This window comes from Granulicella aggregans (assembly GCF_025685565.1).
GTDB lineage: Bacteria > Acidobacteriota > Terriglobia > Terriglobales > Acidobacteriaceae > Edaphobacter > Edaphobacter aggregans_B.
In genome coordinates this window covers 1,032,942-1,046,423 of record NZ_JAGSYE010000002.1, presented here as the reverse complement: position 1 = coordinate 1,046,423, position 13,482 = coordinate 1,032,942, and the positions used below count along the sequence as shown (strand labels likewise).

At 59.4% G+C, this 13,482-nt stretch carries 5 protein-coding genes; all 5 read left to right on the top strand.

Annotation, left to right across the window (positions count from 1 at the left end; translation table 11 throughout):
- The first annotated feature begins 295 nt into the window (after positions 1-295).
- The 5 genes from OHL18_RS13925 (at position 296) to OHL18_RS13905 (ending at position 13,478) form a co-directional block, all read left to right on the top strand.
- Positions 296-3,832: a TonB-dependent receptor gene (locus OHL18_RS13925; RefSeq protein ID WP_263375451.1), complete on the top strand. Its 3,537-nt coding sequence runs from the start codon at positions 296-298 to the stop codon at positions 3,830-3,832.
- An 80-nt stretch (positions 3,833-3,912) separates the two neighbouring features.
- On the top strand, positions 3,913-5,433 hold the full coding sequence (locus tag OHL18_RS13920; RefSeq protein WP_263375450.1) for a glycoside hydrolase family protein: 1,521 nt from the start codon (positions 3,913-3,915) through the stop codon (positions 5,431-5,433).
- Between the two features lie 34 nt (positions 5,434-5,467).
- Entirely contained in the window at positions 5,468-8,833 is a 3,366-nt protein-coding gene (locus OHL18_RS13915) for an alpha-L-rhamnosidase (RefSeq protein ID WP_263375449.1), read from the top strand.
- Between the two features lie 17 nt (positions 8,834-8,850).
- Complete coding sequence (locus OHL18_RS13910) at positions 8,851-12,267, top strand: glycosyl hydrolase (RefSeq protein ID WP_263375448.1); 3,417 nt, start codon at positions 8,851-8,853, stop codon at positions 12,265-12,267.
- Complete coding sequence (locus OHL18_RS13905) at positions 12,267-13,478, top strand: tetratricopeptide repeat protein (RefSeq protein ID WP_263375447.1); 1,212 nt, start codon at positions 12,267-12,269, stop codon at positions 13,476-13,478. The genes OHL18_RS13910 and OHL18_RS13905 overlap by 1 nt, the downstream gene beginning before the upstream one ends.
- Positions 13,479-13,482: the final 4 nt, after the last annotated feature.

The following is a 13,482-nucleotide window of genomic DNA, read 5'->3' as shown; positions in this document are numbered from 1 at the left end:
AGGAAAGGGCGGGGCTTCGGGCCTCGCCCTTTTGCGTTCAGGCGGAATGCCCAGCTCTGAATCTTTCGCGTCGTGCCGCGGGGGGCGTCTTCATTTCTTGCGAGTTGTTTCGTTTTAGTTGCGTTCCAATACGCAATAAATTTCTCTTTGTTGACAGTGCTGTATGCCCTGTGTATTGTTTCCGGCGAAACTCAAGAGCCAGTTTGCATGCGCCAAACGACCACAGGTCTATGGGAGCCCGCTGTTCTCTCCTGCAAAGAGAAACAGTTTCAAGTACGAATTATTCGGAGGTTTTATGAAGCTTCGCAATTTCCTTATACTCGCTGTCCTGATCGCGAGTTCGATGTTCGCACTCGGCCAAGCGGCATCCACGGGAACGATCCTCGGCCACGTGGAGGACTCCGGGGGTGCCTCGATCGCAGGCGCGAAGGTGACGATCCTGAACACGGCCACCGGCATCGACCACGTCGTGATCACCAACCAGGATGGCGAATACACCGCGCCGGGCCTGCAGCCTGGCTCGTACAAAGTGACGATCGAAGCTCCGGGGTTCGGTTCGAAGGTCAGCTCGGTCGGCCTGGTGGTCGCGCAGCAGGAACGCGTCGACGCAGCGTTGAAGCTGGGCGGAGCAGTCGAGACGGTCACGGTCGAAGCCTCGGGTGGCGCGCAGCTCGATACAGACAGCGCTGCCATCTCGCAGCTTGTGAGCGAGAAGCAGGTCAACCAGCTTCCGTTGAACGGCCGCAACTTCCTCAACCTGCTCTTTATCGGCGCGGGCGCGGTGCAGACGGTCGGCGAACAGGGCCAGATGCGCGGCGGCGAGGGCAACGCGATCAGCATCAGCGGAGCACGGCCGGAGTCGAACAACTACACGCTCGATGGAATCGTCAACACGGACACGGCGCTCAGCACGCCTGCGGTGATCCTCTCGCAGGATGCGATCCAGGAGTTCAAAGTCCAGAGCGAGACATACTCGGCGGAGTTTGGATTCAGCGCGAACCAGGTGAACATCGTCAGCAAGAGCGGGACGAACCAGTTTCATGGATCGCTCTTTGAGTTCAATCGCAACGATGCGTTCGACGCCAGCACACACTTTCAGGCAATTAAGCCGGTGCTCCGCCAGAATCAGTTTGGGTTCGTGCTGTCCGGCCCGGTGTTGATCCCGAAGGTCTTCAACGGGCACGACAAGACATTCTTCTTGGCGAACTATGAGGGAGCTCGGATCAAGGCGGGCACCAGCCCAACCAACCAGTTTGTCCCCGACCCAGCGCAGCTGAGCGGTAATTTCGCGGGGTCAGGTCTGCCCGCCTTCGGGTCGGACGCGTGCACCGCGGCACTGAAGGCCGGGAACGCATGCCAGCCGATCGATCCGACAACGGGATTGCCCTTCTTGAACGACGCGATCCCAGCCACCCGGTTTTCCAACATCGCGAAGGTGGCGCTCGCCGCCAACTTGTTTCCTGCTCCGAATGAGCCGGGCGTGAACAACGGATACGTGCTTCGTACCGTGTTAGCCAACAGCACGGACCAGCAGACCTATCGCCTGGACCAGAATCTCAAGAAATATGGTTCGGTCTTTGGGCGGTACACACGGGCGCAGTATCTGAACAACAGTGCGGGAACGGTTTCGGTCCCGTTCGGCTTGAACGTCTTCACCGAAAACTCGATAAGCTGGCAGATCAACCATACGATCAGCCTCGGTCCGAACAACGTCAACAATTTCCGGTACGGAAACCTCTCAGCGAAGTCGATCCAAGGAGTAAGCCCAGCACCGGCTTCTGCAGTTGCTGCGCTCGGGCTCAGCGGTATCTTTACCAACCTTCCAGACTATGCGCGAGGATATCCGAACATCTCTATCGGCGGCGGTCCAGCCTCTGTGGGCAGCCCGGGCAACGATCCGACCACCAGCGATATTCCGCAGTACGAGATTGCGGACTCCTTTACCTCGATCCATGGTCGGCACACACTGAGCATCGGCTTCGACTTCAGGAACTGGATACAGAAGCGCGATCTTTCGTCGAACTTTCTCGGTTCCTATAACTACGCCAGCGCAACAATCCTGACGAATGGCGGGACTTCGGACGGAACGACGCAGAATGCAACTAACCCGTGCGCAACGGCTTACTGCGGAACGGGCAATGCAACGGCTGACTTCCTGCTCGGCTACTATTCTGGTGCCAGCACCTTCCAGCCGGGACCGTTCAGTACCGGAGCGACACCGGGAAATCTAAATCAATACCACTTCAAATACTTCGCGCCCTACGTGCAGGATGACTGGAAGGTGACGAGCGACCTGACCGTGAATCTTGGTCTCCGCTATGACTTCCGCACGATTCCGTACGAGACGGATAACAAGCTGTTCTGGATCGACAAGGCAAATGCCCTGGGCGGTCTGTGCTTTGCGAACCCGAAGCTGCTGACCGACGGCGTTGCACCGGCGGGTAACGGTTTCTACCGCTACTGTGGACGAAACAATCCACGCGATGCCGCGAAGTTGCCCTTCGCTCCGCGCATTGGATTTGCCTATCGTCCGTTCGGCGACAACAAGACGGTAGTCCGCGGCGGTTACGGTCTGTACTTCGACTCAACGGAGACGCGTGAGATCGACGACTCGGGTGACCTCTATCCCTATGTCGTTCGCACGGACATCAATCCAGTGACCGCGCCGAATGTGCCCAAGGTGACGGACAATCTCTTTCCGGCGACTGCGGCCCTACATGCTGTTAGCGTTGCGACGGATGGAGGCCAGTTTGTAGCGGTCATCATCTCGGAGAATCCGATCAACCCTTACGTGCAGCAGTACACCCTCTCGGTACAGCACGAGCTTGCTCCGAACACGACGCTTGAGGTGAACTACATCGGGAACAAGGGAACCCACCTGCTGGACCGCGTAAACATCAACGAGCCGCTGCCGGTGCCGAACGTCGCGCTCTGCAACTCGAGCCAGGGCAACGATCCGAGTTGCAATCCGGCAGTTCGGCGGCCTCTGCCGAACTTCACGAATACCACAGGAACTCTGGATAGCCGGTGGAGCGGGTACTCGAACTATAACGCGGGCAATGTGAAGTTCGAGCGGCGCTCGAGCGATCTCGCTGCCGTGCTGGTGTACACCTACTCGAAGAGCATGGATGATAAATCCGCCGCGGCGGGCATCGGAGCGACGAATGGATTTGCGGGCCACCTTGACGACCGCAATCCTTCCCGCGACTACGCGCGGTCGGACTTCGACGTAGGCCAGCGGTTCGTTGCCAGCTTCGTATATGACCTGCCCTTCGGACAGGGGAAGAGGTTTGCTAACAAGGTCAATAAAGCGGCAGATGCGGCCATCGGCGGATGGGAGTTGACGAGTATCGCGACATTCCAGAAGGGCTTCCCCTTCTCGGTGCTCGGTAACGATACCTATGGCCTTCTGTCCGCCTATAACCAGCGGGCAAACATCAACGGGCCGGCGAACAGCGGGTTCGACAAGAGCCTGAGCAAGTGGTTCAACACCGGTTCGTTCTCGCAGCCGTTGGCAGGTGTCTTCGGATCAAGCGGAAGAAACATTCTTCGCGACCCCGGCATCAACAACTTCGATATCGGTCTGCTGAAGAACTTCGCAGTGTACGACCGGATCAACTTACAGATCAGGGCGGAGACGTTCAACACCTTCAACCACGCGCAATACGGCGTCGATCCGACTTCACCTACCGCCGCAGCTTCTGGGCCGGGGACTGGCGCAGTGGACCGCAACGTGAACGATGTGGGGAGTGCTACGAATGCCAACTTCGGACAGGTAGTCTCGGCACGACCAGGCAGGGTGCTGCAACTTGGAGCGAAGCTTACCTTCTGATGATGAAGTGTTTCCCATCTCAGGGGGAGAGATAGCTTAGCTCCCCCTGGATTCTTCTTAACGAGGAGCAAAGGTACAAGATGACCCGAAAGAAAGTGCAGATTCTTGCCGCGAGCGTCGCGGCAGTCGTGTTGTGGGGCCTTGTTGACGCGAGTGCACAGGCCACCCCTGACGAAGTAAAGGTGGATTGGACGAAGACGGTCATTACGTCGAAGTCCACACCCACACTGCAAGTAGTGGTGAATCCGATGTTGCTTCGTGGCTCCAGGCTGCACGATGGCGCCTTCAAGGCACTACACGATCTCGGCGCGGACTATGTGCGTTATGTTCCGTGGCTGCCCTACCCACGGCAGGCGGTGGCGGAGCTCGATGCGCCGGCGGATGGAAAGACTTCGTGGGACTTTTCGCACATCGACCCGACCCTTGATGACTTCATGAAGGCGACCGAAGGCCATAGCGTAGTGCTGAACTTCAGCACCATTCCCGCGTGGATGTGGAAGACGGAGAAGCCTGTCACATTCCCAGACGACCCCAACCAGGTCTTCTGGAACTACACGCAAGGCACGGAGTTGCGCGACCCTTCCATGAAGGAAGTCTCGGATTACTTTGCACGGCTGCTCGCGTGGTACACGAAGGGCGGATTCACCGATGAGTTCGGCAAGCGCCATGAGTCCGGCCACCACTATAAAGTCGCCTACTGGGAGGTGCTGAACGAGATCGAGTTCGAGCACCACTGGTCGCCGGAGATGTACACGCGTTTCTACGACTCGGTGACGGCGGCCATGCGCCGGGTAGATCCGGACATCAAGTTCATGGCGATGGCACTCGCTCAGCCCAGCGTCGGTTCCGGTCCGGAGATGGTCGAGTACTTCCTGAACCCGGCGAACCACAAGCCCGGCACACCGATCGACTTCATCACCTATCACTTCTATGCGACTCCGGGACCAGACCAGACCATCGACAATTGGCAGTACACCTTCTTCGACCAGGCCAACGGCTTCCTCGCAACCACGCGCTATATCGAGACGATTCGCAAACGCTATAACCCTTCGGTGAAGACGGACCTGAACGAGCTCGGAGTGATCTTGTCCGAGGACGGCAAAGAGATCAGCACGCCGGGATACGTTGCCAAACCGGAGCCAGCAGGCTATTGGAATCTTGCGGGTTCCATGTACGCCTACCTCTACATGCAGAGTGCGCTGATGGGCATCGATGTTCTTGGCGAGTCGCAGCTAGTTGGGTATCGCTCGCAATTCCCGAGCGTGAGCGAGATAAATTACGAGACCGGCGAGCCGAATGCCCGCTATTGGGTGTTGAAGCTGATCAAAGACAACTTCGGCCCCGGAGACAAGCTGGTCGAGACGACGAGCTCAAGCGGAGACTATGCTGTACAGGCGTTCTCGACCGCGAGAGGAAAGAAGCTGTTCATCTTGAATAGAAAGAACCGCGAAGTGGAAGCATCACTTCCGGCCGATGTCGATGGAGCATCGGTCACGCTTGTCGCTCCTTCGACGGGCGACGGTCCAGTGGCAACGGAGAAGATCGCAGGACACACCTTGAGGATGCAGCCTTTCGAGGTCGCTGTCGTAACCTACCGCTGAAGCCGCAGAACGAAAGCAAGTCCAAGAGGAACACATGATCTTTGCAGTAAGAGCAAGCCGGTTGGCGGGAACTGTCCTTTGCATTACTTCCGTCTGGGGAATGGCAAGCGCGGCGCTAGCAGCAGTGAATGTTGCAAAGCCCATAGGTCTGCGTTGCGACTCACTTGCCGAACCGCTTGGAATTGATACGGTCGCACCCGTGCTGTCATGGCGGCTGATTGATAGCCGTCAGGGGGCGATGCAGACGGCGTATGAGGTCACGGTGTCTGCCTCGCCCAGTGGTAAGGCAGATGTGTGGGACTCGGGTAAGGTGGCGTCCTCGCAGTCAGCGGGCGTGCCCTACGGTGGGCCTGCGCTGCAGCCTTCGCATCGCTACTTCTGGCGCGTGCAGGTGTGGGACAAGGACGGCAAGCCCTATCCGATCAGCGATGCAAGCTGGTGGGAGACCGGCTTGATGGACGCTGCGAACTGGAAGGCGAATTGGATCGGCCATGAGCCCGACGAGCTTCATGCCCTGCGAAATTCAGGCGCTCTGTGGATCACCAATGCCAAGGTGCAGGACTACTCCGCAAACGGTGATACGCACCATGACTTCCGTTTCCAGTTCTCATCCGCAAAGGCCGTTGCGCGAGCAGACCTATACACAACCGGGGAGGACTCTACCTCAGCCTGGGTGAACGGCAAACAGGTGCGCGTCGCAGGGGCGCTTCCCAAGTGGAAGCAGACTCCATGGGGAACGTATGAGATGCAGGAAGTGACCGCGGACCTACGCGACGGGAAGAATGTCATCGCGGTTGAGGTGACACACTTCAGCGTCTCATCGCGAGCGATGGGCGCGGCGGACACACAGACGCCCATGAGCATGTGCCTCTATCTCGTTTATAAGGACGGCACGAAAGAGTTGCTCTCATCGGCAAGCCCCGGCTGGAAGGCGAGTCTTGACCAGACTGGGAACTGGTATGCCGCTGAATTTAGCGATGCAGCGTGGGCTGCGGCAGAGCCCTACGCGCCGCATTCAGACCAGTTTGGTGCAACGACCCAAGGCCTGCCTTGGCCTGCGGGACCGGTGTCCGCGTTGCGTCGCACATTCGATGAGAGCAAGCCCATAGTCTCCGCACGCCTCTATGCAACGGCGCTTGGCGCCTACAAGTTTCACTTGAACGGCGAGATCGTCGGCGACCAGGTGCTCGCTCCGGGATGGATGGACTTTCGCGAGCACGTTCCGTATCAGGTCTATGACGTGACAAAGCAAGTGAAGCCGGGCAAGAACGCGATCGCTGCCTATCTCGCTCCAGGCTGGTACAGCACGCCGCTGATGTGGTTCCGGCAGGGAAATAATTATGGTGCAACGCAGCCAGCACTTAAGGCCCAGCTGCGTGTCGAGCACACCGATGGCTCGGTCGAATGGATAGCCACGGATGAGACATGGAAGGCCGACACCTCGCCGACCACCTTTGCCGAGATCTACGATGGCGAGACCTACGACGCACGCCTCGTCAAGCCGGGTTGGGATACCGCCAGCTTCGTCGACTCAGCCTGGAAGCCGGTAACGCTGGTCACCCCGAATGAGCCGAAGATCGTCTCGCAATACTTCCAGCCGATTCGCGAAGAGCGCGTGATGACGGCGAAGGCGATCACAAATCCCTTGCCCGGCGTCTACATCTACGACTTCGGCCAGAACATGAGCGCCGTTCCGAAACTCATGATTGGAGGGAAACGCGGGCAGGATATTCAGCTGCGCTTTGCCGAGGCGTTGAATGCCGACGGCACGATATACACCGAGAACCTTCGCACAGCGAAGGCCACCGATCACTTCATCCTCGCCGGCACCGGAAAGCCCGAGACGTGGCAGCCGCAGTTCACCTACCACGGCTTCCGTTATCTCGAGATCACGGGCGTTGACGCGAAGCCGACGCTCGATACCGTGGAGGTCGCCGTCCTCCACACTGCCGCGCCGTTTACGACGGAGTTCGCTACCGGCGACACGATGATCAACAAGCTATGGAGCAACGTGCTTTGGGGGCAGCGATCGAACTTCGTCGGTGTGCCCACCGACTGCCCGCAGCGCGATGAGCGCCTCGGCTGGAGTGCGGACGCGCAGGTCTTTTGGCGCACGGCTGCTTTCAATATGGACCTGACGACCTTTAGCCAAAAGTACGCCTCGGACCTCCATGGCACGCAGGCAAGCTCGCCCATGTATGGCATCTTTGCGCCGGGCACGAGCACGCCGAACCCTGGATATGGCGCGGCCTGGAGCGATGCGGGCGTGATCGTTCCATGGACGGGATGGGTGCAAAGCGGCAATCCGAAGATCATCGATGAAAACTGGGACGGCATGGTGAGTTACCTCGCCGCTATCGAAAAGGGAAACCCTGATTTTCTGTGGCGCAACGGGTTTGGCGCGGCGTTCGGCGACTGGCTCACTCCGACGATCACCACGCCTGAGGATCTCGTCGCCACAGCCTATTGGGCCTACGACGTGTCGATGATGCGTGATATGGCATTGGCTACGAAACGCACGGCCGAGGCCGAGCAATACGCCGCGATGTTCGAAAAGATCAAGGCAGCGTTTCAGAAGGCCTACATTCGCAGCGATGGTTTCGTCGGTGCAAATGATGTCTATCCCAGCATCCCTCCGCCGACAATGGCGGGGACGGATGTCTCGACCGACAAGAACCGTGTGATTGAAACGCAAACTGGCTACGTGCTTGCGTTGCATATGGGGTTGATGCCGGAAGAGCTTCGTTCAGCGGCTGCCACAAAGCTGGTCAAGAAGATCGAAGAGAACCACTGGCTCCTGGGCACTGGATTTCTTGGCACACCCTATCTGTTGGAAGTGCTCTCAGATATCGGCCACAGCGATGTTGCATACCGTCTGCTCTTGAACAGGCAGTACCCATCCTGGGGCTATCTGATCGATCACGGTGCGACCACAACATGGGAGCGCTGGAATGGCGATGCCATGCGCAACGACCCCAGCATGAACTCCTACAATCACTATGCCTATGGTGCGGTCGCTGAATGGATGTATCGCTATGCGGCTGGCATCGATACGGTGAGCAATGATGCGGGCTTCCACACCATCGCTCTTCATCCCAACTTTGACGCGCGTCTCGGTCATCTCGACTTCACGTATCAATCGCCGTACGGACCGGTGAAGTCATCGTGGAAGACCATAGGAGATCAAGTTGCATGGGAGATCACGATTCCTCCGAACACTGCAGCGCGACTGCCGATCGCCAGCACAAACGCGACGGACTTCACGCTCGACGGTATAGCGATTGGCCAGTCGCGCAAGGTACATGCCGCAGGTGGCGACATCTACGAACTTGCCGCAGGAACTTATAGCTTTAAGGCGAAGCTCGCGCAGGCATCCACATCCTCAGCCGCAGCGAAATAACGGAAGACCGAGAGGCCATGACGACATCGACCAATATCCATTGGGTTACAACGGCACTTGCACTCGCAGCGGTTCTCGCAAATGGGGTCGTTACGAAGAGCTTTGGGCAGCAGGCTGCAACGACGCCATCGCTCGAGCAGGGCTTTCAGACGCCACCCGCGACAGCCCGTCCGCGCGTTTGGTGGCACTGGATGAACGGCAACATTACGAACGAAGGCATCGATCTTGATCTCGAGTGGATGCACCGCGTCGGCATCGCGGGCTTTCAGAACTTCGATGCCGCGCTGTTTACGCCGCAGGTTGTGGACAAGCGCCTCGTCTACATGACGCCGGAGTGGAAGGCGGCCTTCCTACATGCGATCAAGAAGGGCGACTCGCTTGGTTTCGAGATGGCTGTCGCGGGTTCACCCGGTTGGAGCGAGAGTGGCGGCCCATGGGTAAAGCCCGCGCAGGCGATGAAGAAGCTGGTGTGGAGCGAGACGCACGTTGAAGGCGGCACAGCGTTTCACGGAGTGCTGCCGCCCGTCCCATCGGAGACCGGCCCCTTCGGCAATCTCGCACAGCAGGACCTGATGGGCATGATGGGCGGTGCCGACTCGCCCAAAGCGGTCGACTTCTCCTCAGACGTTGCTGTCATCGCGTTCCGTGAACCCGCGGATGCCCGTCCGATGAGCGAACTGAAGCCCATAGTAACCGGCAATGGCGGAAGCGTGGCGAACGCGGAGCTTCTATGGGATGGCGATCTCAATCACTCCATCGGCATTCCCATCGCGGCCCCGGGTCAGCGTTCCTGGATACAGTTCGATTTCGGCAGGCCCACTGCGATTCGAGCGGTCACCTACGCAGCGGGTGGCCCGCGCGACCCGCTCGCCCTCTTTGGCACCGAGACGAATGATGGCCCGGTGCTTGAGTCCAGCGATGATGGCACGACCTTCACCCCAGTCGTCCGCCTTCCGACCTTCGGCGCGGTGCAGCATACGATGTCCTTCCCCATGAAGACAGCTCGCTACTTCCGGCTGTCATTCACAGAGAAGCCCGCAGTCTCCGCGCTACCTATCGATATGGGCGAATTGGGAATGGCGATGGGCCCCCCTCCCACGACGCATGAGATCGCAGAGCTGGAACTCCACACCGATGCTCGCGTGAACCGCTTCGAAGAGAAGGCGGCCTTTGCCGCTACGCCGGATCTCTATGCCTTCGCAACGAAGTCGCTGGATGCTACGTCCGCGATCGCGAAGTCTGACGTGATCGACCTTACCTCGAAGATGAAGCCCGACGGAACCCTGGATTGGACGCCGCCTGCCGGCCGCTGGACCGTCCTGCGCATGGGCTACTCGCTTACCGGCATTACGAACCATCCGGCTCCGCCTGAGGCCACCGGGCCGGAGGTCGACAAGCTGAGTAAGCAAGATGTGTCGGACTACTTCAACCACTATCTCGACAACTATAAAGACGCGACCGCCGGACTGATGGGCAAACGCGGCCTGAAGTATGTCATCACCGACAGCTGGGAGGCGGGCACGCAGAACTGGACCGATCAGATGATCGCGGAGTTCACGCGCCGTCGCGGCTACGACCCCACACCGTGGCTGCCTGTAATGGCTGGCCGAATCATCGGAAGCGCAGAGGAGAGCGACCGCTTCCTGTGGGACGTGCGCAAGACCATCGCCGACCTGCTTGCGGAGAACCACTACGGCACCATCGCTGCGATCCTGCACGAGCGCGGTATGGGCCAGTACGGAGAGTCACACGAAGAAGGCCGCGCCACCATCGGCGACGGCATGGAGATGAAGAAAGCGGACGATGTTCCCATGTCGGCTACGTGGACGCAGCAGCCGGGCGTGAACGCGGAACAGTATGGCTACAACGCCGATGTGCGCGAGTCGGCATCTGTTGCGCATATCTATGGCCAGAATCTTGTCGCAGCGGAGTCACTTACGGCATCAAGCAATCCCTGGGGATGGTCTCCCGCAACGCTCAAGCCGACGGCGGACAAGGAGCTTGCGAACGGTCTCAACCGCTTCGTCATTCATGAATCCGCCCATCAGCCGCTCGTCGGCAAAGCCCCAGGCCTAACGCTTGGGCCCTTCGGCCAATGGTTCAACCGCAACGAGATCTGGGCGGAGCAGGCGGCGCCGTGGATGACCTATCTCTCTCGCAGTTCATGGATGCTGCAGCAGGGACACTTCGTTGCGGACATCATCTACTTCTACGGCGAGGACTCGAACCTTACCGCTATCTTTGGGGCGAAATCGCCCGATGTGCCGAAGGGATACGCCTTCGACTACATCAACGCGGATGCGCTTATCCACGAGTTGAAGGTCCGGGATGGCTCGCTCACGACGAAGAGCGGCATGCGCTACCGAGTGCTCGTTCTCGATCCTTATAGCAGCCACATGTCCCTGCCTGTGCTTCGTTCGATCCAGCAGCTGGTGAAGGATGGCGCAGTGGTCATCGGAGAGCAGCCAGTCGGCACGCCAAGCCTTGCGGACGATGCTGCGCAGTTCCACTCCATCGTATCCGAGATGTGGGGCGCGAACGGCGCATACGGCGAAGGCCGCGTGATCCATGGCATGTCTGTGGCCGGTGCACTCAGAGCCGCGTCCGTGTCGCAGGACTTCAGTTACACGCAGCCGGAGGCTGATGCCGATTCCGAAGTCTTATTCGTCCATCGCAAAGTGGGCCATATAGACCTCTACTACGTCGACAATCGAAGAGACCGCAAGCAGAGCCTGACCGCGAACTTCCGCGTCACCGACCGCGCCGCGGAGATCTGGCACCCGGACACCGGCAAGTCCGAATCCGCCTCCTATACGATTGCGAACGGCACCACATCCGTGCCGCTGCAGCTTGACCCCTACGAGGCGGCCTTCGTCGTCTTCCGCAAGCCGTCGCAACAAACATCCGTCCAGTTGCCACCGATGCACGATGCAGTGCTCGCTCCTGTCAGTGGCGCTTGGAACGTACAGTTCGAAGCCGGACGTGGTGCGCCCGCACAAGCTGAGCTCCCTGAGTTGGCATCGCTAAGCGAAAACGCCGACAAGGGCATCCGTTACTTCTCCGGCCACGCTACCTACACAAAAACGCTCGATGCGCCGGTCGCTTGGTTCCACAGGGATGAAGCCCTATGGCTGGATTTAGGCGACGTCGCGAACCTCGCCGAAGTGAAGGTGAACGGCCAACCGCTCGGCATCGTGTGGAAGGCTCCGTACCGTGTAGAGGTGTCGAAAGCGCTGAAGCCCGGGAAGAATACCATCGAGATTCGCGTCGCGGATTTATGGGTGAATCGCCTCATCGGGGACGCCCAACCCGATGCGACCACAAAGTACACCTTCACCACGCACAACCCCTATAAGGCGTCCACTAAACTGGTTCCGTCCGGATTGATCGGGCCGGTCCAGATCCTGCGGAAGGAGCCGGGCGGCGCTTCCTGATGGAAAGAATGGTGAAGGTGAGTATCGCGCGTCGTCTGGTATCGCTGGTCATCGTTGTCGCCTTGTGTATGCGATTCGCATCCCCGCAGGGAGCGCCTCAGACGGAGGTCGAGCGCCTGTACGCGGCGGCGCAAAAGGCAATGCTTGCGGGCCACATGGATGAGGCGCGCACGGGCTATGAGAAGCTCGCGAAGCTTGCTCCTTCTATCGCTGAAGTTCATGCTTCGCTCGGCGCGATCGATTTTCAGCAGAAGCTCTTTGCCGAAGCTCTTCGCGAGTTGAACGAGGCGCGGCGACTGAAGCCATCGCTGCCAGGCCTCGATGGCCTTATCGCCATGTCGCTCACCGAACTCGGCCACTTCGAAGAGGCGTTGCCTGCGTTGGAGGCTACGTATAAAGAAGCGGATACTCCCCCGGTCAAGCGCATCAGCGGCCTCGAACTCGAGCGGGCCTACATGGGCGTGCATCGCGAAGCAGATGCGGTTGAAGTAGCGCTAGCACTGCAGAAGCAGTTCCCGAACGACCCCGAGATCCTCTATCACAACGAAAGAATCTTCGGCAGCTTCGCGTACCTGACGGTGCAGAAGCTGGTTGAGGTTGCGCCTAACTCTACGTGGCGTCACCAGGCGCAGGCCGAAGCGCAAGAGGCAGCAGGCTCGCATGATGCGGCGATTGCGGAGTATCGTGCGATCCTCTCCATCGATCCGAACCGCGCGGGTATTCACTACCGCATTGGCCGGGCCTATCGCGCCAACGCGCGCGACTCGCATCGCGACGGCGATCTCGGCCAAGCGATGGAAGAGTTTCAGGCGGAGCTGAAGATCGATCCCGAGAACGCCAGCGCCCTCTACGAAGTTGGAGAGCTTCATCGCATCGCCGGTGAAGTGGAACCCGCGCGCGCCTTCTTCGCCGCAGCGCTCAAGATCTATCCGGATTTTCCCGAGGCAGAGCTCGGGCTCGGCACCGTGCTCGCTACGTTGCAGCGGCCAGCCGAAGCGCTCCCCTATCTAGTCAGCGCAAGCCAGCACGATCCCGAGGACCAAGCAACGTGGTATCGCCTTTCTCAGGTGCAGCGCGCGCTTGGGCACACTGCGGAGGCAAAGGATGCGCTTGCCCACTTTCAGGCCCTGCGCGGCAGAACGCTCGCGCAACAGCAAGCCTCCGCGCGTGACGTAACCAGGCAGCAGATCGATACCGCGTCGACGCAATAACAGG